At 51.8% G+C, this 21,733-nt stretch carries 14 protein-coding genes; 4 read left to right on the forward strand and 10 right to left on the reverse strand.

Translation table 11 applies throughout. The features are described 5' to 3' along the window. Positions 1 to 34: 34 nt before the first annotated feature. From HCG48_RS08390 to nfi, 7 genes are all read right to left on the reverse strand, one after another. A complete protein-coding gene (locus tag HCG48_RS08390; RefSeq protein ID WP_246259975.1) occupies positions 35 to 3,139 on the reverse strand; it encodes a CHAT domain-containing tetratricopeptide repeat protein in 3,105 nt (1,034 codons plus the stop codon). A 158-nt stretch (positions 3,140 to 3,297) separates the two neighbouring features. Continuing rightward, complete coding sequence (locus HCG48_RS08395) at positions 3,298 to 4,374, reverse strand: ABC transporter ATP-binding protein (RefSeq protein WP_168568751.1); 1,077 nt, start codon at positions 4,372 to 4,374, stop codon at positions 3,298 to 3,300. 93 nt (positions 4,375 to 4,467) lie between these two features. Beyond that, complete coding sequence (locus HCG48_RS08400; RefSeq protein WP_168568752.1) at positions 4,468 to 5,352, reverse strand: carbohydrate ABC transporter permease; 885 nt, start codon at positions 5,350 to 5,352, stop codon at positions 4,468 to 4,470. A 64-nt stretch (positions 5,353 to 5,416) separates the two neighbouring features. Beyond that, a complete protein-coding gene (locus tag HCG48_RS08405) occupies positions 5,417 to 6,322 on the reverse strand; it encodes a carbohydrate ABC transporter permease (RefSeq protein WP_168568753.1) in 906 nt (301 codons plus the stop codon). Between the two features lie 191 nt (positions 6,323 to 6,513). Beyond that, positions 6,514 to 7,878: an ABC transporter substrate-binding protein gene (locus tag HCG48_RS08410; protein WP_168568754.1), complete on the reverse strand. Its 1,365-nt coding sequence runs from the start codon at positions 7,876 to 7,878 to the stop codon at positions 6,514 to 6,516. Between the two features lie 412 nt (positions 7,879 to 8,290). Then, complete coding sequence (gvpF, locus tag HCG48_RS08415) at positions 8,291 to 9,031, reverse strand: gas vesicle protein GvpF (protein WP_168568755.1); 741 nt, start codon at positions 9,029 to 9,031, stop codon at positions 8,291 to 8,293. A 121-nt stretch (positions 9,032 to 9,152) separates the two neighbouring features. Next, positions 9,153 to 9,824, reverse strand: a complete 672-nt coding sequence (gene nfi, locus HCG48_RS08420) for a deoxyribonuclease V (protein WP_168568756.1) — start codon at positions 9,822 to 9,824, stop codon at positions 9,153 to 9,155. A 254-nt stretch (positions 9,825 to 10,078) separates the two neighbouring features. On the opposite strand from nfi, the gene HCG48_RS08425 reads away from it, so the two are divergent. Beyond that, positions 10,079 to 10,939, forward strand: coding sequence for a prohibitin family protein (locus HCG48_RS08425; RefSeq protein WP_168568757.1), 861 nt, complete (start codon positions 10,079 to 10,081; stop codon positions 10,937 to 10,939). 6 nt (positions 10,940 to 10,945) lie between these two features. Here the strand turns inward: HCG48_RS08425 and HCG48_RS08430 are convergent, their stop codons facing one another. Together HCG48_RS08430 and HCG48_RS08435 are read right to left on the reverse strand one after the other, a co-directional pair. Then, positions 10,946 to 11,989, reverse strand: coding sequence for a glycerate kinase (locus tag HCG48_RS08430; RefSeq protein WP_246259976.1), 1,044 nt, complete (start codon positions 11,987 to 11,989; stop codon positions 10,946 to 10,948). A 39-nt stretch (positions 11,990 to 12,028) separates the two neighbouring features. Beyond that, positions 12,029 to 12,361 (reverse strand): DUF565 domain-containing protein, encoded by a 333-nt coding sequence (locus HCG48_RS08435; RefSeq protein ID WP_168568758.1) that lies wholly within the window; start codon positions 12,359 to 12,361, stop codon positions 12,029 to 12,031. Between the two features lie 253 nt (positions 12,362 to 12,614). Between HCG48_RS08435 and HCG48_RS25915 the strand changes: the two genes are divergently transcribed. Next, the gene (locus HCG48_RS25915) at positions 12,615 to 13,178 is read left to right on the forward strand and encodes an RNA-guided endonuclease InsQ/TnpB family protein (protein ID WP_246259978.1); all 564 of its coding nucleotides are present in this window, start codon (positions 12,615 to 12,617) and stop codon (positions 13,176 to 13,178) included. Continuing rightward, a complete protein-coding gene (locus HCG48_RS25920) occupies positions 13,141 to 13,890 on the forward strand; it encodes an RNA-guided endonuclease InsQ/TnpB family protein (protein ID WP_246259979.1) in 750 nt (249 codons plus the stop codon). Before HCG48_RS25915 ends, HCG48_RS25920 begins: the two co-directional genes overlap by 38 nt. 25 nt (positions 13,891 to 13,915) lie before the next feature. On the opposite strand, the gene HCG48_RS08445 is transcribed toward HCG48_RS25920, so the two are convergent. Beyond that, on the reverse strand, positions 13,916 to 14,803 hold the full coding sequence (locus HCG48_RS08445; RefSeq protein WP_168568759.1) for a PEP-CTERM sorting domain-containing protein: 888 nt from the start codon (positions 14,801 to 14,803) through the stop codon (positions 13,916 to 13,918). An 830-nt stretch (positions 14,804 to 15,633) separates the two neighbouring features. On the opposite strand from HCG48_RS08445, the gene HCG48_RS08450 reads away from it, so the two are divergent. Beyond that, the gene (locus tag HCG48_RS08450) at positions 15,634 to 21,651 is read left to right on the forward strand and encodes a HAMP domain-containing protein (protein WP_168568760.1); all 6,018 of its coding nucleotides are present in this window, start codon (positions 15,634 to 15,636) and stop codon (positions 21,649 to 21,651) included. Positions 21,652 to 21,733 lie beyond the last annotated feature (82 nt).

Below are 21,733 nucleotides of genomic sequence, written 5' to 3' on the forward strand. Positions count from 1 at the left end.
ACGGCATTGGTGTTTTTCCTATCGCTTGCTTGTCTTATTGACCGACTGCAGTAAATCCAGCCCAAAAGTAAGGAGATTCAAACGGGGTTTCGTCTAAATCGAGCCAATCCAAATCCAAATAGTTTTGCAGCTTCTTTTTCTCCTCACTATCGATGGACCGCGAATCTTCAACCCACTTTAACAAGTCACCCACGGTAGACTCGCGCAACCAGGTTTGGGCAGTTTTCAATGCGACAGCTACCGATACATCGGACTCCCGCGATAGGAATAACTCGTAAAAGCGGACGGTCAACAACGCCGTCGAAAAATCGTTGACCGCCCATAACGTGCCCAGAACATTCGGCGCCCCGGCGAACAGAAACCCAGCCACCAAACTGATATATTCATCGCTGGTTTGTTGGATATCGACCATGGCAGTTTCGCAGGCGGAAAGGCTGACTAGGCGGCAGTTTGGCAGGCGGAGGTCGAAGATTTCCGGGAGGGTGAAGCAAGCTTCGGCGTCGAAGTCGCCTCGGCGCGATCGAATTGAGCGCACTCCCTTACTCGCGCTGGTCGAACCCGTCTCTATGCGAGCATTGGCGAGGATGAGGGCGCTCTTGCGCGGTTGGCTGAAGTCGAACAGACCGTGACAGGAGAAATGCGCCACCGCCGCCGTTTTCAAGACATCTTTCTGGGTGCTAAAGGTGGGTTTCGTGGCGGTTTCGCCTGCTAAAATCTGGGCGGGAGCGAAGTTTTTGGAGATCGCTTGCACTTCTAAATCCGTGTACGGCAAATCTCCGGTGGGATTTTGGATGGCAAACAGGGGTAAGGGCGACCCGGCAACATTGCCCTGTCTGACCGACAGGTGTAAGATTTGGCTGCTGGGGGCGTAGCGAATCCCCCGAGAGAATAGATCGCCGAAATACTGACCCGGGGTCTCCCCTAGGGGCAAAGCGTGGAAGGGGAACAGGTGCAAGTTGCGGTGAGGAATGACGATTAATTCGTCGCAATTGCTCAGCTTGGCGCCGATCTCCTGGAGGGGCAAAATCGCCGCCAATCGTTGCAGGACCTCGGGTAACTTTGCCCGCCAGTTCTTTTGAGAGTGAATGTAATTTTTGAGATACTCGTCGGTCAACTCGGTTAACGCAGTGGCGGCGGCGCGGTCGGTGGCGAAATGTTGGGGGCCGTCGTCGTGGCGGGTGACCAGAAAGCCGTGAATGGCATCGGCGGTAAGGTACCATTCCAACAGGGCAGTCCCTTCGCCGAGGAGGGCTTGGATCTCTCCATATTCCATCGGTTGGACTCCTTGTCCGAAGCGGAATTGCTTGTCGTGGGGAGCGATCTCGCGTTCGACGAACTCGTCGATTTGCTGCCGTAACTGCGCCAAGGTCGGTCTGTTTGGGGCGGGGGTTGCGGTATCGCCGGGGTGAGGACGGCGGACTTGGCGCGCTTCCCCGTCGTCACTGGCGCTGAAGGTCGGCCCGGGGTTGCCGTTTTGCGGTCGGTTCTGTTGTAATTGCAGCCATTGTTCGTGCAGTTGACAATAGCGTTCCCACACCTGTGCGGAGACGCCGTCGGGTTTGAGCCGGATGGCGGCGAGCAGTTCGACCAAGTTGCGTGCTTTGCTGCGTTCGACGTATTCCAGGGCGGCGGCGTACTGTTCCAACTCCAAACAGACTTCGACAGTATGGCGATAGAGCTTATTCCATTCTTCTGCTAATTTCTGGCGGTCCGCTTCGCCCCCTTCGATGATGCCACTGCGGATCAACTCTACGGTATCGATGCCCTCTTTAAAGGTATCGTAGGCATCGTGTAATTGGGAAGCATCGCGATAGGCTAAGCCTAGATTGAATAAGGTTTCCGCATTGTCTTGGGGAAAAGCGTCACGGGTACGCACTTGTAATGCCCCTCGGTAACAGGCGATCGCCTCCTCGAGATTCTCCCCCCGTTCCCCTCGGATGCGGTATAAGTAGGCAGTCCCCAGATTGTTTTGGGTCATGGCCCACTGTTGGGGAAAAGCGTCGCGGGTATAAACGTGTAAAGCCTCTCGGTAACAGGCGATCGCCTCCTCGAGATTCTCCCCCCGTTCCCCTCGGATGCGGTATAAGTAGGCATTCCCCAGATTGTTTTGGGTCGTGGCCCACTGTTGGGGAAAAGCGTCGCGGGTATAAACGTGTAAAGCCTCTCGGTAACAGGCGATCGCCGCTTCGAGATTCTCCCCCCGTTCCCCTCGGATGCGGTCGGAGTAGGCAGTCCCCAGATTGTTTTGGGTCGTGGCCCACTGTTGGGGAAAAGCGTCGCGGGTACGCACTTGTAATGCCTCTCCGTAACAGGCGATCGCCTCCTCGAGATTCTCCCCCCGTTCCCCTCGGATGCGGTTTCTGTAGGCATTCCCCAGATTGTTTTGGGTCATCGCCCAATCTTGGGGAAAGGCGTCGCGGGTACGCACTTGTAATGCCTCTCCGTAACAGGCGATCGCCTCTTCGAGATTCTCCCCCCGTTCCCCTCGGATGCGGTTTCTGTAGGCATTCCCCAGATTGTTTTGGGTCATCGCCCACTCTTGGGGAAAGGCGTCGCGGGTATAAACGTGTAAAGCCCCTCGGTAACAGGCGATCGCCTCCTCGAGATTCTCCCCCCGTTCCCCTCGGATGCGGTCGGAGTAGGCATTCCCCAGATTGTTTTGGGTCATCGCCCACTCTTGGGGAAAGGCGTCGCGGGTATAAACGTGTAAAGCCCCTCGGTAACAGGCGATCGCCTCCTCGAGATTCTCCCCCCGTTCCCCTCGGATGCGGTCGGAGTAGGCATTCCCCAGATTATATTGGGTCGTGGCCCAATCTTGGGGAAAGGCGTCGCGGGTACACACTTGTAATGCCTCTCCGTAACAGGCGATCGCGATTTCGAGGTTGTTCGCCCGATTGCCTAACGGAAATTGATATAGATCGACAGCAAGGTAGAAGATCGACGTTAGGGCTTGGTTTCTTTCTGACTGATTTTTGTCGAGTTGGGAGTTAAACCACTGTGTGGCAACTTCGGCAAAAGTCAAGTCGAGTTTATCTTGGTGTCGTGCGAGGAGGGGATAAACGACCTGTCGGTTATTGTTGCTTGCAATGATTGCTTGCAACAGCTCTTGCAAAAAGCTGCGATAGTCTTCTGCGTTCATGGGGTCGGTGTTCTCACCTATGGCGGGGGGTGACTCATGTTTCGATGATAGCTCATCGATCGCCCGTACAGCACTTTCCTCTGCTATGCAAGACATTTAGATCCCCCTAAATCCCCCTTAACAAGGGGGACTTTGTTGGTGGGGGGTTGCGGCGGATGCTAACGGAGGCGATCGCCTGTTTTGAGGTCAAACCAATGGATGGACTCCGGGGGGATCGCTAATTTCACCTCATCCCCTCCCCAGTCTACATCTGCGGATAACAACGCCCGAACTGTGGTAGATTCGTCATGCTCTCCGGTCACTCTCACACTCAAGAGGTTTTGCATTCCCAAGTTTTCCACTAAAAAGATCCGTCCGTGCACGATGAGGCGATCGGTCTCCTGGGGAAGTCTCACGTGTTCCGGACGAATTCCCATGACGATTTGTGGTGGCGTCGATAACCCTTCCGGTAAAGGAATGTGCAGATCGCCTAAAATCCCATGATTTCCCTGACAATTCAAAGTCAGTAAATTCATCTGAGGACTGCCGACAAACCCCGCCACAAATTGATTGGCGGGATGGGTATAAATTCGTTGCGGAGGGTCGAGTTGTTGGACGTTTCCTTCGTAAAGGACGGCCACTTTACTCGAAAGGGTCATCGCCTCTACTTGGTCGTGAGTGACGTAGACCACCGGGGCTTTTTGTTGTTCAAATAATTGTTTGATTTCGGCGCGTACTCGTTCGCGCAAGAGCGCATCTAAATTACTTAACGGTTCGTCTAATAAAAATACCTCCGGCTGTCGGACTAAGGCGCGACCCAAAGCCACTCGCTGTCTTTGTCCGCCGGAGAGTTGCCCGGGTTTGCGATTCATTAAATCCAGGTTTAAATCTAACAAGCGGCTGGCTTCTTCAACCCGTTTTCTAATTTCTTGGGTCGGAATTTTTCGCAGTTTCAACCCCGAGGCCATATTTTCATAAACGGTCATATGAGGATAAAGGGCGTAGCTTTGAAATACCATCGAAATATCGCGATCGCCCGGTTTTAAATGGGTCACGTCGCGATCGCCGATTAAGATTTGACCTCGGGTGGGTTGTTCCAATCCAGCAATTAATCTTAAGGTAGTCGATTTACCGCAGCCCGACGGTCCGAGTAAGGTTAAAAATTCGTCATCGTTGACTTCCAGGCTGATATTTTTAACGGGAATCGTTTTGGAATTGTATGTTTTATTGAGGTTTTTAATCTCTAGTTTAGCCATTTTGCGAACTCCTGCTATTTTTCCTGCTATTTTTCCTGCTATTTCTGAATAAAAGATCGCCCCGGGCGGCGGGGGATACTCTTCTATCTTTCTCTACCCTTTCACCGCCCCCGCCGTTAACCCTTGTACGATCTTACGTTGGAAGAATAACACCAATAAAATCAACGGCAACGTCCCGAGAATTGTGGCGGCGGCTAGGGCGCCGTAAGGCGTATCGAATTGAGAAGCCCCGCTTAATTGGGCGGCGGCGACGGGAATCGTTTTCATGGTTTCTTTGGTGATAAAAGTCAAAGCAAAAAGAAACTCATTCCAAGAAAAAATAAAGGTTAAAATTCCCGTAGTCACCATAGCAGGCAAGGTAAGCGGTAAAACAATTCGAGTTAACATCTGCCAAGTATTGTAACCGTCTACTTTGGCGACATCTTCTAAATCTTTAGGGAGTTGCTGAAAGAAGCTGCGCATGACCAGAATCGTCAAGGGTAAATTAATCGCCGTGTAGGGGATAATCAAAGCTAAATAGTTATTCGCCAATCCCACCGCTTTGATGACTTCCAGCAAGCCTAAAAAGAGCAGAATGTAAGGAAACAGGGTAACGATTAAAACTCCTGCCAGAATGATTTTTTCTCCCGCTATTCTCAATCGCGCCAAGGCATAAGCGGCGGGAGACCCGATCGCCAAACACAATACAGTTGAAACGATCGAGACCAAAGCACTGTTTAAAATATAGGCAAAGAACGGACGACGCACGAACAATTCCGTATAATGTTGAACGGTGATTTTGGAGGGGATATAAACATTGGGAATTGTTTCGATTTCTGGGTTGACTTTAAAAGAAGTCAGCAGTTGCCACAAAACGGGCGCTAAGGTAAAAACTACGATCGCCGTTACGGCAATGGGAATCACGAGCGATCGCCAGGAAAAAGCGATCGATTGATTTTGATTTGAATTGTTTTGATTTGAGCTGGATGCTGTTGCCATAATCTACAAATTAAATCAGATCGAATTACAAATTAAATATCTTTCAAAGATGGTCACAATTTAACTAAATTGGATCGCTACTATGGCGAGATTTCGAGAGAAAATAAGCGGCGATCGCCACCACGATAATTAGGAGCAAAAAAGTCACCACCACTAACGCCGCACCATAACCAAAATCGAGATAGCGCATGACATTGGCATAGATATAAACCGAGACCATTTCAGTTGCTCCCCCGGGGCCGCCTCCAGTCATCACTTGAATGAGATCGAAAATGCCGAAAGCTTGGGCGAACCGAAATAGTAAGGCGATCGTAATTTGTGGCATTAAAAGCGGCAGCGTAATTTGGCGAAAACTCTGCCAAGGCGTGGCGCCGTCGATCGCGTGAGCTTCGTATAAATCCTCGGAAATGGATTGCAATCCAGCCAGCAATAAAATACTAATAAATGGAGTGGTTTTCCAAACATCGGCGACCACGACCGCCACCATTGCCAGGGCTGGATTTCCCAACCAGTTAATCCCTTGTTGGATCAGTCCCAAACGCATTAAAATATCATTGACGACGCCGAATTGATCGTTAAAAATCCACGCCCAAGCTAACGCCATAATCGCAGTCGGTAAGGCCCAAGGAATAATGGCGATCGTGCGAACGGCGCCCCGTCCGGGAAAAGATTGATTTAAAACGAGGGCAATTCCCAACCCAAAAATCAATTCTAAAATCACGGATGCTGTTGTAAAAATGCTCGTATTCCAGATACTTTGCCAAAAGCGACCGTCTCCAAACATACGGGCGTAATTGGACAATCCTGTAAATTCGGCTTGCAAGTTAGTCCCGAGGTTTTCAGCGAACAAACTCAAGACGAATGCACGTCCGATGGGATAAGCAAAGACGAGTAATAATAACAGCAATGCGGGGGTAACGAGAATCCACCCGGTGAGTTGGTCTCTACCTCGAATTGTATCGATTTTCATGGAAGAAGTTGTAGATTTCTACAATCGGCTAAAATTCAATCGGTGAAAATTCAATCGGTGAAAAACGGGGGTTAAAAGGCGATCGCCATTGAAGCCATGAGATCGGCATACCTTATATGAGAAACGATCTCGGGAGAACGGGACGGGCGATCGCGGTATTAAGTGAGGTAAATCGCTACTCTCCACGCGATTTACTGCCCTAATAACCTGCGAGTTTCGGCGGCGGCGCTTTGCATGGCGTCTTCCGGGGTCAATCGCCCGCTTAACGCCGCCGTGAGATAGCGTTGTAAAATATCGGAGGCTTGGGCGTATTGGGCGACGGGAGGACGCAAAACGGCGTTATCTAACACGCTTAACAGTTCGGGATAGTGACCGTATTCGGCGACAATTTGGGGGTCGGTAAACAGCGATCGTCGCGAGGGAACGTAGCTGGTGGATAAGACGAATTGGCGTTGAAATTCTTCGCTACTGAAATATTGAATAACTTTCCAGGCTTCCTCGGTATAGGCGGTGGTGGAAGAGATGCCCAATCCCCACCCACCTTGACAGCCGCCACTGTTATATTTGGGGGCATGAACCATCGGTTTGAGGGCAATTTTTCCGGCAATGGGCGAGTCATCTTTATTGGCTTCTCGCCATACATAAGGCCAATTTCTTAAAAATACGGATTCGCCGTTAATGAAAAACCGAAGCGTTTCATTTTCGGTGTAGGTAGTCACGCCTTTTGGTGTAATTCCAGTGTCGATTGTTGCGGTTAAAAATTTGACGGCATCGATCGCATTGGCGCGATCGAGTCCGACGGTATTGGTTGCGGGATCGATCCAAAAACCGCCATATCCTTTGAGAACTTCGACGAACATCGCCGAGAGTCCTTCATATTGTTTTCCTTGCCAAAGGTAACCCCAATCGGCTGGGGAATTTTCTTGTAAATTGGCGGCAATGGTTTGTAATTCTTCAAAGGTTTCTGGAGGATTGTAACCACCTTCGGCTAATAAATCGGTGCGGTAATAGAGCATTCCGACATCCGATCGCACGGGAATGCGATACAGTTGGTCTTGATAGCGTCCCGCTTCGATATCCCCTGGTAAAAACTGGTTGAGTTCGGCTTTGGGGATGCGATCGTCGAGGGGTTGTAGCCAGCCTGCGGCGGCGAATTTCGGCGCCCAAACCGTATCCATATAGACGAGATCGTAAGGCGAATCGCCGAGAAGAAAGGCGGAGGTATAGAGATCTTCAATTAAATTAGTGGCGTTGGGTCCTTCGATGATATTGAGGTCGATTCCGGGGTTTTCCGCCTCGAATTGGGGGACGAAGGGTTGCCATTGACTGGCTTCGAGGGCGTTCATCAAGATGTTAATCGTAACAGTTTCTTGACCGTAAGCCGGAAGAGCGAACAAAAATTTAAAACTGAGCATGACTAAGGCCGTGCCCAGTCCTAAAATGCTGTAAAATTTATATTTGCAAAAGTATTTTGACAAATATTTTGACAAATATTTTGACAAGTATTTTGACAAGTATTTTGACAGGGTTTTTAAGCGGGTAAATGAGTTTTTCATATTGCCGATCGCTTTGCAAATCTATGCGGGCGATCGCGGCTAGCATCAAAAATTGATTGCAATGGTCAAGTCGGTTGTCGATCCTTGGGGATGGCAACACGATCGCTCGCTCAGACTTGAAAATCTCGAATTTTTTAGAGAACTGCCGTCCATTTTACCAAGGGTTCTGCGATCGCGGGTCGATCGACGATTTGAATTGTTACGAAGCTTAATTTTGTTAAGAAATACTTCTTCAATTGGTGAGCTTTTTAGGGGGGCGAAGCCACGAATCAGGCAAAAAATTGCTTGGCGACTAGCCAATTTTTCAAGATTCGACATCTACCTAAAGATAGAAATGAGGCGAAGCGATCGCCCGTTTCGGCAAAAAAAAGCAACCGAGCGATCGCCATTCGGACTCATTTTAACTCTCAATTTAATCGGAGTTGAGCCGTGCGAAATTGAAGGGGGCTGTAAAATTGTTGTAGCGGATGCGCAGGCGACCTTCAAAAGCGCGATCGAGACGTTCGACGCGATCGCCGAATTCGGTTTCTCGATCCCAAGGAATCAAATAAGCGGCATTATAAATCATCGCTTCGGTAAGGGGATCGTTTTCCACCCTATCGATCGCTAGAGCATTGAGTTCGTGGTGAAAGCGATCGATAATCCCCTGTTTTTGAGCTTCGAGCGATCGCTCCAATTCCTGACCGATGGCGATCGTTTCTTCCATGCTTAAAACTTTCCCTTGTAAGTTATCTCGTTTCGCTTTTAATTCCGGTTGGAGATCGAGTAAGCGTTGTAACTCTTCGTTCGTTTCCCAAAAGATTTTAATCCCGACTTCTCGATTTCCCGTCAACTGTTTTAACAACTCGTGCAACTGTTGGCGATGAGGGACGAGTAACTCCTTCTCGACGGCTTGCCAGCTTTCGGCGATCGTGCCGAATTTCAAGGGGAGAACCGTTCGATATCCGGCGTGCATGGCTTCTTCCAAGACGGTTTCGTGGCCGAGTAAATTGCGCCGACTGGCTAAATAGCGTTGTTGTTTGGCTTCGGAATATAAAAACACAAAATCATCAAAAATATGAGTTTTAACGGGTTGTTTATCCAATCCTTCTAGCTCTAATTTTTGCGGTCCCGGGAGGGGAAAAATACCATACAAGTAAAATCCGTATCTCATGTACAATTTTGCCTTTAAATGTGCCTGCAAAGCGTTGAGTGTTATTCTAATACAAGATAATAAATCAGAACATTGAAAGCATTGAGGGGTTGCCCGAGTTTCCGTCTCTCGTGCGATCGCCTTAATTAGTTTTGTCTTCGCGCGAAAGGCGATCGCTCCAGCGCGTCGTTTCCGGCAACCGATACTTGGAGGTACAGCGTAAGACATAATCGATCGCCGTTGTGAGAGCGACTCGGTGACCGATGGAGACGTAAATCGGCTTGACTCCGGTGCGCGATCGCACCACGGCGCCGATGGTTTCGCCGCGATCGAGGAGAGGTTGCCAATGTCCGCGACGGTTGCTTAAGGCTTCGTGTTCGCCGATGAGGCGCGATTTAGCGACCCCGATCGCCGGAAGGTCGGTAATGACACCGAGATGACACGCCAAGCCGAAACGGCGCGGATGGGCCAGTCCCTGACCGTCGCAGAGGACTAAATCCGGGGTAATCTTCAATTTTTCTAAGGCTTGTAACACCGCCGGGACTTCGCGAAAGGAGAGAAACCCGGGGATGTAGGGAAACGTGGTCGGGGTTTGTGCGATCGCGCGATCGCACAATTGCAAATCCGGGAAGCTCAAGACGACAACGGCGGCCCGGGTGAGGGAATCGGAGTGCTTGTAACCGACATCGACGCCAGCGACGTAGCGGACCTCGGCCAATTCGTCGGTGGTGACGACTTGCGATCGCAACTGCTCTTGAATGGAAATCGCCTCTTGAGTATTGCTGGGCCAAGCATGAGGGGGGTTTGTCTTCATAAAACTAAATGACTGAGTGACACCCATCGTTTTTAAGGTCTAGCATAGAACAATACAGTTGTCGTACTCGAATATCTTGGCACGATCGCGTAGATACCGCTTTCGGGTAACTATTTTTTGAGTTCAGTTTTACTGCAAATTGGATGGCGATGGAGGATAAGACTTAAATTTTTTGGAAAATATCGGTCAATTTCTCTGTCAGTGAGGTTCCATTGAGTGGAGAAAGCGAAAAACACAATACAGGTAAATTGATTATGAGATCGAATCGAAATTCAGCAACCTCCTATGATGCCAAAAATATTCTGATTATTGCGGGAGGCATTGCGGGAGCTTTTGTTTTGCTGCTGGCGATTACTGCCTTAAAACCGTTCGTGATTGTCGATGCGGGACAGCGCGGCGTTCTCAAGAAGTTTGGCGCCGTTCAAGATACGGTATTGGGGGAAGGTCTCCATCCGATCGTCCCGATCGTTTACAGCGTCGAAAAAATTAGCGTTCGCGTCGATAAAAGCGATATTCCGGCCCAGGCGGCCTCGAAAGATTTGCAAGATGTGAAAATGAATGTTGCCCTCAACTGGAGCATCGATCCGCAAAAGGTCAATGAGGTTTATCAGAGTATTGGCGATTCGGAACAGGTGGTGCAGCGTATTATTTTCCCGGCAGTTTCCGAAGTCGTGAAAGCGGCGACGGCGAAGAAAAATGCGGAGGAAATTATTACCAAACGCACGGAATTAAAAGACGAAATCGATCGCGAATTGCAAGCTCGGCTGCAAGATTACGGGTTGATTATTCGGGATATTTCTTTAGTCGATGTCGCGTTTTCGCCGGAGTTTGCGAAAGCGATCGAAGCGAAACAAATTGCCGAACAAGATGCTAAGCGCGCCGTGTTTCGCGCCCAACAAGCGGAACAAGATGCCCAGGCAGAAATTAACCGCGCGAGGGGACAAGCGGAAGCGCAACGGCTGTTAAGAGAAACGATTACCCAGGAAATTTTGCAACAGGCGGCGATCGAGAAGTGGAACGGTCAGTTTCCGATGGTGATGGGGAACGATGGCGCGCTACCGTTTATTAATATCAATCCGGGGACGGCGGGCAATCGCGCGCCCCAAGGGCAATAAGCGGTTTTAGTACGCGGCGCGGTAGGAGCGATCGCGATCGATCTGTAAAATCAGGTCTACCCGATCGCGATCGGCCCGCAAGGGAGGCAGGAATAGTTCGGGATGTAAGGCTTTCCAGAAATATTCGACGAAAGCTCGGATTTGGTCGTCACTCATCCCGTCGCGTCCTCGCGCTTTCATTTCGCGTTCCGCTTGCATTCGCCACTGACAGCTCAGTTGCCAATCGACGGGATCGAGGACGGTGAGGCGATCGAGGCGATCCCACAAGGGGAGATAGGCGTGCAGGCGGTCGTTACAGTCCCGAGCAAATTGGCGGTCGGCGTCGGTTTCGATGGGCCAGGGGGCGCGATCGAAGTGGTGGGAGGCGATCGGGCGCACGCCGACCAACCAACCTTCAAAGAGGACGAGATCCACGGCGCCGACTCGTTCGGGTTCGCCCCGATCGCCCGCGCCGCCATAAGCGGATTTGTCGAACCGGGGAACGGCGATCGGGCGATCGTCGGGCGATCGCAGTCGGTCTAATACGGCGATTCCCAGGTCGATATCGTGGGTTCCCGGGGGACCGCGCCAAATTAAGCGGGGGTCTTGTCGTTGCAGTTGTTGGCGATCGCGATAGGTTTTGTAGAGGTCGTCTACGGACAAACAGAGTACCTTGAGGTCTAACTCGGTGAGGATCGCGCTTAAAATGTGAGTGAGGGTGGTTTTGCCCGTTCCCTGCAATCCTAAAATCCCCTGAATCCAGGGCCGACCCAGATCGGTTCGCCGACGGGCTAAGTGTTGGGCGAGGGGGAGCCAGACGAACCACAAACTCGGTAAAAATGTCTTGCTGTCGATACGCTTTAAACTCGGGCGCCCCACGACGGACTCGAAAAGGCGCGATCGCTGGGCTAAATCGGTCCGGAGGCGATCGCGATCGATGCCGAAAGCGTTGAGACGGCGCGGGTCTTCGAGTTCGTAGGGTTCGAGTTGGGCGATCGCCTCCGCAGAGGAAATCTCACCGCGCGCCCACTGTTGCAAAATTGCGGCGATCGTTGTCGTTCGGTCGGTCATGACGCTGTCGGGATGAATCCGGGCAAGGACACGCAGAGGTTAGGATCCGAGGGTAAAGGCCAAAACGAAGAGATTGTAAATTAAGCCGACTTTAAACGCATTGACGCTTTGGACGAACAAGGATTGGGAGACTCGGCGATTGGCCCGATAGACAAACCAACTGTAAGTTTCGGTCACTACAATTAAGATCGCGGCGACCACCGTATCTAAGTTGGCATTTTGTCCGGCGATCGTCGAAATCGTCGTTCCCATCAAATTGCCTAACAGAAAACTAATCGCAAATAACGCCAGTCGCCGCCAAGGATTGCGAAGGGACGCCCGCAACCGCCCGAAAGCAAGATCGAACAAGCTGTTAAGACGAGTATTTTGCATGACCGAGACTCGAAGGCAACTTCTTGATTGTATGCGATCGTGTGCCTCGCTCGGACGACACAGGAGGGACGCGGCATTGCCGTGTCCCTCCTCGCAATCTCTGAATTATTGTCGAACAATGCTTTCCAATTGGATTAACTTTTGAGGGGTTCGGGGAGCTGGTCTCATCCCCACCCTGCGGGAAGGGTCAAGCCCTACGATGGGGATGAGACCAGCATTTATCAGCAGCTATAGTCTGTAGTAAATTATAGTCATGCTGACCATGAACTACACCTACCGAATCTATCCAAATGTCGTACAGCAGACTGAACTGCGGTCGTGGCTTGAGACGTGCAGAGGGGTATATAACTACGCTTTGCGCGAACTCAAGGATTGGATTGCTTCTCGTAAGTGTTCGGTAGACCGATGCTCGTTGGAAAAGGAATACATCATTCCCGCCGATGAGCCATTCCCGTCTTACCATCGTCAGCAGAACAACCTGCCCAAAGCAAAGAAGCAATTCCCGCATCTGGGTCAGGTGCATTCTCAGGTGTTGCAGACCACGATTCGCAGACTGCACGATACCTGGGAAGTATTTCAGAAACGGGGATATGGATTCCCGCATTTCAAAAAATTCGGTCAACTCAAATCCTTTCTATTTCCCCAGTTCAAGAACAATCCCATCAATGGCTTCACAATCAAATTGCCAAAGATCGGGGAAGTACCCATCAACCTGCATCCCCCCTTCGCCCCCCTTTCAAAGGGGGGTTGGGGGGATACAGGTAAGGGTATTGTCCAGGGTGCGAGGAACGCAATGGTACGTTGTCGTCACGATTGAATCGGATATCTCGGTTCCCGATGCTCCAGTTCGCGGTCGCGCGATTGGGATTGACCTGGGATTAGAGCGATTCTTGACGGCTTGCGATCGCTCTTTCCAAGAACGCCCTAAGTTTTTCAAGTCGATGCAACGCAAGCTAAAATTGCTGCAACGCAGAGCAGCACGAAAACAGAAGGGTTCTCAAAATTGGGAGAAGGCGCAAATCGAAGTGGCTAGAATGCACCATCGCATTGCCAATCGTCGTAAAGACTTCCATCTGAAAACGGCTCATCAGCTTTGCGATCGGGCGCAAACCATCTTTGCAGAAGACCTCAACGTCAAAAGCTTGACGAGAGGAATGCTGCGAAAAGATTGTGTAGATGCTGCCTTCGGACAATTCCTGTCTCTGACGGAATGGGTTTGCTGGAAGCGTGGGGTCTACTTTGCTAAAGTCAATCCCAACGGCACCAGTCAAACCTGTCCATCCTGCCTTGCTACGGCGAGCAAAGGGTTGGAAGTCAGAGAGCATCATTGTCCTGAGTGTGGGTATCGAACGCATCGTGACCATGCTGCAGCCGAGATGGTTTTGCGTCGTGGACAAGAAAACGTAGTAACCCAGGGACTCTGGGGAACGGAAACCGCCTGTCAAGTCGGTCTGTCGGGGGTCTATGACCTAGATAAGTGGCGCGGGGCAGGAATACCCAATCGTGAGGCTGGGAAGCCCGCGCTGTAATCTTTGATTCAGCCTCGGGAGGATGTCACCAATTGCTGCTTTGTTTTTTATGACGTTTGACACCGAAAGCACTCAAGCCGAGGAACGCCAAACCGATGAGGCTAGAAGGTTCGGGAACACTTTGAGTCGGGGCTTCGGGTTCGCCGAAAACGGAGGATTTGCTAAAGCTAAAAGCGATGGTTTCGCTACCGCCAAATAACGAGCGATCGAAATGTCCGTCGGCTAAGTCCTCGTCACTGAGCCAATTAATCCCACTGAGGGGAGTTCCAGAGGCGATCGTATTGAGGCTACTCCCTCCTCGATAGTATTGTTGGCCGTTGTCGAGATACCCATCGGCGTCCATGTCGCCCAAATCTGCGCTCGCAATCGCGTCGTGGTAAGCATCCAAGCTAGCATAACCGTGGTTCGATCCAGTAACGCTTTGAGCGGTGACATTTCTGTATAAACCGACTTCGGAGACTCCAGAATCGTTCGTACCCGCGAAGCGAACGCCGTACAAACTGCCTTCACTACTAGCTGTTTGGAAATCAGTTGTCGGGTTTAAATTAAAGAATAAATCGCCCCAGCCAATATTGTCGTCAGCCGCATCAGAATCAAAGACGCCAGTCAGAGGTGTATTGCCGTTGAGGACGACCCAAATGCTATCTTGGGTTTCGCGAACCCCCATCCCGAACATTTCAAATTGGCTGCCGCCACTGCCGTCGTTGGTGGCATCGATCGCGTACTGCCAATTATATTCGTTCACCCGGGCGTCATCTCTTTGCAGGACGACACCATCGTTAATACATTCCAGGAAAACGTTGAAAACTACACCGTTCAAAGGATTGGCACTGGCACCTTGAGCCGTTAAGCAGAGAAGACCCAAAGCAACTGTTCCAGTTTTAAGTCCGTTGGTAAAGAGTTGAGATTTCATAATTCCTTGTGCCAATTTATTCGTGTTAACTACATTGCAAACTTGCTTCCCCCTAGTTCTTATTCTCGGTGATTCTGGAAAGATTGCCATTGTCAAAAACCCGGAACTTTTAGGATTGTTTTGCTTCTACAAATGAAAAACTATCGCTTTTTAAGATGAAGTTAGTTTACATTCTCAGGATTCTTTTATTTGAGTAGACTTCCAGTAGATCCACTAGCTGTGGGATCGAACAAGTGCAGTTTTTATTGATGTTTTCAACACGGACACTTTACGATAACTTCATCTTCATAATTGGCTTTTTTCCGTATTTTTACTTAGACCCGATCGCCTCGAATGGGCGCCCTGGAGGGGGCGATCGCCCCTAGCGCCCCCGAAAAAGCCCATTTTTTAGATAAAAGTATTGATTTATATTCAAAAAGTTAAATCGCTAAAACCATTACTAAAAGGCTATTGTGCTAATTAAATCAATTTTCTTTGATAAAAAAGCAATCTTAAAATTCATCAAAAAATTACAACGAGAGAAGGGAGCGATCGCGGGATCTGTCCAGGGATCTCTTGCTTGCGCAAATTCCCCTAGTAAAAATACTGACTCCTGAGTTAGGGTGGGAAAAGCATCGCCCTTCAATCCGGGAAACCTAGACTAGACCCTGTCCCCCGGAATCATCGACCTTTGCATCTACCGTTTTTGATAGGGAAGTCGCGATCGCGGCAAAAACGCACGGAAAACCAACCATCCGGGACGGATCGAAAACTAGACCCGGAAACAACAGCGCGATCGCCTCGCCCTCGCTTTCCCTTGCCCTCCTAACCTCACCACCGCAGACCGAACCATGCCGACGACCACCAAAACCGCCCCCGCCAACAACAACGACCTCCTCAACGAACTCCTCACCACCCTCAACGCCCTCAAACAAGGCGACTTCAACACCCGAATGCCCCTACACCATACGGGCTTAGAAGGCAAAGTCGCCGACACCCTCAACGAAATCCTCGAACAAAACCAGCAAATGGTCGGCGAATTCCAACGCATCGGCGAAGTCGTCGGCAAAAAAGGAAAAATCGGCGATCGGGCCACCCTCAACGGCAACAACGGCGCCTGGAAAACCTGCATCGAATCCGTCAACACCCTAATCGGCGACCTCGTACAGCCGATGACCGAAACCACCCGCGTCATCCAAGCCGTCGCCAACGGCGACCTCTCCCACAAAATCCCCCTCGAACTCGACGATCGCCCCCTCAAAGGCGAATTTCTCAAAACCGCCAAACTCGTTAACAGCATGGTCGATCAACTCGGATCCTTCTCCAGCGAAGTCACCCGGGTCGCCCGCGAAGTCGGAACCGAAGGCAAACTCGGCGGTCAAGCCGACGTCCAAGGAGTTCGAGGCATCTGGAAAGAACTCACCACCAACGTCAACCTGATGGCGGACAACCTCACCGCCCAAGTTCGCAACATCGCCGACGTCACCACCGCCGTCGCCAACGGCGACTTATCCAAAAAAGTCACCGTAGACGTCAAAGGCGAAATCCTCGAACTCAAAAACACCGTCAACACCATGGTCGATCGCCTCAGTTCCTTCGCCAGCGAAGTCACCCGGGTCGCCCGGGAAGTCGGAACCGAAGGCAAACTCGGCGGTCAAGCCCACGTCCAAGGGGTCGCCGGAACCTGGAAAGACCTCACCGACAACGTCAACTCCATGGCGGAGAACCTCACCGACCAAGTTCGCAACATCGCCGCCGTCACCACCGCCGTCGCCAACGGCGACTTATCCAAAAAAGTCACCGTAGACGTCAAAGGCGAAATCCTCGAACTCAAAAACACCATTAACACCATGGTCGATCGCCTCGGATCCTTCGCCAGCGAAGTCACCCGCGTCGCCTGCGAAGTCGGAACCGAAGGCAAACTCGGCGGTCAGGCCCACGTCCAGGGGGTCGCCGGAACCTGGAAAGACCTCACCGACAACGTCAACTCCATGGCGGACAATCTCACCGACCAAGTTCGCAACATCGCCGACGTCACCACCGCCGTCGCCAACGGCAATTTATCCAAAAAAGTCACCGTAGACGTCAAAGGCGAAATCCTCGAACTCAAAAACACCATCAACACCATGGTCGATCGCCTCGGATCCTTCGCCAGCGAGGTCACCCGCGTCGCCCGCGAAGTCGGAACCGAAGGCAAACTCGGCGGTCAAGCCGACGTTCCCGGCGTCGCCGGAACCTGGAAAGACCTCACCGACAACGTCAACTCCATGGCGGGCAATTTAACCGCCCAAGTTCGCAACATCGCCGACGTCACCACCGCCGTCGCCAACGGCGATTTATCTAAAAAAGTCACCGTAGACGTCAAAGGCGAAATCCTCGAACTCAAAAACACCGTCAACACCATGGTCGATCAACTCAGTTCCTTCGCCTCCGAAGTCACCCGGGTGGCGCGAGATGTGGGCACCGAAGGCAAACTTGGCGGTCAAGCGGACGTCAAAGGAGTCGCCGGAACCTGGAAAGACCTCACCGACAACGTTAACTTGATGGCGGGCAATCTCACCGCCCAAGTTCGCAACATCGCCGAAGTCACCACCGCCGTCGCCAACGGCGATTTATCCAAAAAAGTCACCGTAGACGTCAAAGGCGAAATCCTCGAACTCAAAAACACCGTCAACACCATGGTCGATCAACTCAGTTCCTTCGCCTCCGAAGTCACCCGGGTGGCGCGAGAAGTCGGAACCGAGGGCAAACTCGGCGGTCAAGCGGACGTCAAAGGGGTCGCCGGAACCTGGAAAGACCTCACCGACAACGTTAACTTGATGGCGAACAATTTAACCGCCCAAGTTCGCAACATCGCCGAAGTCACCACGGCGGTCGCCAACGGCGATTTATCTAAAAAAATTACCGTCGATGTACGCGGCGAGATTTGGGAGTTGAAAAATACCATTAATACGATGGTGGATCGCCTCAGTTCCTTCGCCTCGGAAGTCACCCGGGTGGCGAGAGAGGTGGGAACCGAGGGCAAACTCGGCGGTCAGGCGCAAGTGAAAGGGGTCGCCGGAACCTGGAAAGACCTCACCGACAACGTTAACTTGATGGCGAACAATTTAACGGCCCAAGTTCGCAACATTGCCGAAGTGACCACGGCGGTCGCCAACGGCGAGTTATCGAAGAAAATCACCGTCGATGTCAAAGGTGAGATGCTGGAGTTGAAAAATACGGTCAACACGATGGTGGACCGTCTCAGTTCCTTCGCCTCCGAAGTCACCCGGGTGGCGCGGGAAGTGGGAACCGAGGGTAAGTTAGGCGGTCAGGCCCACGTCGAAGGGGTGGCGGGAACCTGGAAAGATCTCACCGATAATGTCAACTCGATGGCGAGTAATTTAACGGCCCAAGTTCGCGGAATCGCCCGAGTAATTACGGCGGTAGCGAATGGGGACCTCAAGAGTAAGATGGCGGTGGAGGCGAAGGGAGAAATTGCCGCCCTGGCGCAAACGATCGATACGACGGTGGAAACTCTGGCGACTTTTGCCGAACAGGTGACCACGGTAGCGCGAGAAGTGGGGATCGAGGGTAAGTTAGGCGGTCAGGCGCGGGTTCCGGGGGCGTCGGGAACGTGGCGAGATCTGACGGATAATGTCAACCAGTTGGCGGCGAATTTGACCACTCAGGTTCGGGCGATCGCCGAAGTGGCGAAGGCGGTGACGAAGGGGGATCTGACGCGATCGATCGCGGTCCAAGCCCAAGGAGAAGTGGCGGCGCTGAAGGATAATATCAATCAGATGATCGCCAATTTGCGCCAGACGACGCAGAAAAATAACGAGCAAGATTGGCTGAAAACGAACTTAGCGAAGTTCAGCCGGATTTTACAAGGGCAGCGCGATTTACAGGCGGTGTCTAAGTTGATTCTGTCGGAACTGGCGCCGTTAGTTTCGGGGCACCACGGGGCGTTTTTCTTGATGGAAAATGTCAATGCGACGCCGGGAAATGCGATCGCCGAACCGTTCCTGAAGTTGGTCAGTACCTACGCCTATCGTCATCGCAAACATCTCTCGAATACGTTCCATTTAGGGGAAGGTTTGGTCGGACAGTGCGCCCTGGAAAAGGAAACAATTTTATTGACCGAGGTTCCGTCGGATTACATTAAAATTAGTTCGGCTTTGGGCGAGGCGTCTCCCCTCAATATTGTAGTGATTCCGGTGTTGTTTGAGGGACAAGTGACGGCGGTGTTGGAGTTGGCGTCGTTCCAACGCTTCAGCGACATTCACCTCAAGTTTTTAGACCAACTCACGGAAAGTATCGGGGTCGTTCTCAATACGATCGGCGCCTCGATGCGGACGGAACAGTTGCTGAAACAGTCGCAGTTGCTGACGGAAGAACAGCAGAAACAGCAGAAGGAGTTAACTCAAACGAATCAGCGTTTGGAACAACAGGCGCAATCGTTGAAAGCATCGGAAGAGTTGTTGAAAACGCAGCAGGAAGAGTTACAGCGTACGAACGAACAACTGGCAGAAAAAGCGCGGTTGCTGTCGGCGCAAAATGCAGAAGTGGAGCGCAAGAATCAGGAAATCGAACGGGCGCGGTTGGCGTTGGAAGAGAAGGCGGCGCAGTTGGCGCAAACGTCGAAGTACAAGTCGGAATTTTTGGCGAATATGTCCCACGAGTTGCGGACGCCGCTTAATAGTTTGCTGATTTTGGCGAAGATGTTGGCGGACAATGGGGATAAGAATTTGAGCGATCGCCAGGTGATGTATGCGAAGACGATCCATTCGGCGGGGATGGATTTGTTGACGTTAATTAATGAGATTTTGGACTTGGCAAAAATCGAGTCGGGTAAGATGCGAATCGAGGTGCAAGAAATGCCGTTGAAGGAGTTGCACGACTATCTCGATCGCACGTTCCACCAAGTGGCGTTTGAGAAAAAACTCGATTTTGAAATTACTTGTGAGGAGGGGTTGCCGCGATCGGTTTATACGGACAATCAACGGTTGCAGCAAATTCTCAAAAATTTACTCTCGAATGCGTTTAAGTTTACGGAACAAGGAAAAGTCACATTAAATATCCGTCGGGTCACGTCGGGTTGGAAGCCAAATCACCCGTTTCTCGATCGCGCGGATCGCGCGATCGCCTTTGCGGTCACGGATACCGGGATCGGCATCCCGGAAGACAAGCAAGACGTGATTTTTGAGGCGTTCCAGCAAGTCGATGGTACCACCAGCCGCAAGTACGGCGGGACGGGGTTGGGCTTGTCGATTACCCGCGAACTCGCCGGGTTACTCGGCGGCGATTTATCGGTCACCAGTACCCCGAATATCGGTAGCACGTTTACTTTATATTTACCGGAACGGTATATGGGTTCGGTGCAGAAGCCGAAGGAAGGACCGCCGCAACCCCAACAACCCCCGAAGCCTGCGGCGGTCGAGACGGAACGGCCCCGGGAAACGGTGGCGAGTCCGCCGTCGGAGTCGTTAATTTCGACAATCTCTCACATTACGCCGCCCCCGTCGCCGATCGCCGACGACCGGGATGCGATCCGGACGGGCGATCGCACGTTGTTGATCGTCGAGGATGATGTGAATTTTGCCAGCATCCTTTTAGATATGGGTCGCCAACGGGGGTTTAAATGTCTGGTGGCGTTGCAAGGGGATACGGGTTTGTTTTTAGCGAAGCAGTTCAAACCGGATGCAATTCTGCTCGACATTCGCCTCCCGGTGATGGATGGTTTGACGGTTCTCAGTCGGTTGAAGGACGATCCGAATACACGGTATATTCCGGTGCAGATTCTTTCGGTGGAGGAGGAACAGCAACGGGGATTGCAACTCGGGGCGTTATTTTATTTACTCAAACCCATTTCGCCGGAGGAATTGGCCCAGGCGTTCGACCGGATTGCGGCGATTTTACCTCCGGTACAGACGCCGAAGGAAGGCGAATCGAAACGGTTGTTAGTGGTGGACCGCGATGTGACCCAGCGCAACAGTTTTATACAAGCGCTCCAGGAACGCGGCGTGCAGGCGATCGCCGCGAATACGGTTCCAGAAGCGTTGGACTGTTTGCGCGGCAATCGCGTCGACGGGGTGGTGTTGGATTTGGCGTTGGCGAATGGGTTGGAGTTACTCAAAGCGATTCGTCACGAGCTGAATTTGTGGGAATTGCCGATTATTGTCTACACCGGACAGGAGTTAACGCCACCGGAAGAAGCCGCACTCAAGCGGATGGCGGATACGGTGATTCGCAAGGACGATCGCTCGTTGGAGGATTTGGAGGAACAGATGGAGGTGTTCCGTCCGAGTCCATCCCCGAATGGCGATCGTCAGCTTCCCGCAACGCCTCTCGTAGCGGAGGCGCCGCCGCGTCTTCCCCTAGAGGAACTTGCACAAGCATCGCCCCCGCCGATGCCGCCAGTGCCGCAGGTGGCAGGCGATCGCACTCCGGTAGCACCCGCCGTCCGGGAGGAAGTGAAGCGCGAGGATCCCGCCGCACCCTCCACCGACGTGTTAGTGGGTCAAAAGGTGTTGATTGTCGATGACGACGTTCGCAATGTATTTGCGCTGACGAGCATGTTAGAGCAGTATCGGATGGAGGTGGTGTACGCGGAAAATGGCCGCGACGCGATCGAGTTACTCCAGTCCACCCCGGACATCAAAATCGTGCTGATGGATATTATGATGCCGGAAATGGACGGCTATCAAACAATGGAAGCGATTCGCAAAATTCCGGAATTTCAATTCCTACCGACGATCGCCCTCACGGCAAAAGCGATGAAGGGCGATCGGGAAAAATGCATCGCGGCGGGGGCGTCGGACTACATCGCCAAACCCGTAGACACCGAGGAACTGCTCGCCCTCTTGCGCATGTGGTTGGCGAAATAAATGCAGTGAAGGGTGGGGCGGAGGTTTGACCTCAAGCCTTCGTCCCCCGTCATTTCCGTTTGTGTGAAAATCTATAGAGGGG

Origin of the sequence: Oxynema aestuarii AP17 (genome assembly GCF_012295525.1) — a bacterium.
In the GTDB taxonomy this organism is placed as follows: Bacteria; Cyanobacteriota; Cyanobacteriia; order Cyanobacteriales; family Laspinemataceae; genus Oxynema; species Oxynema aestuarii.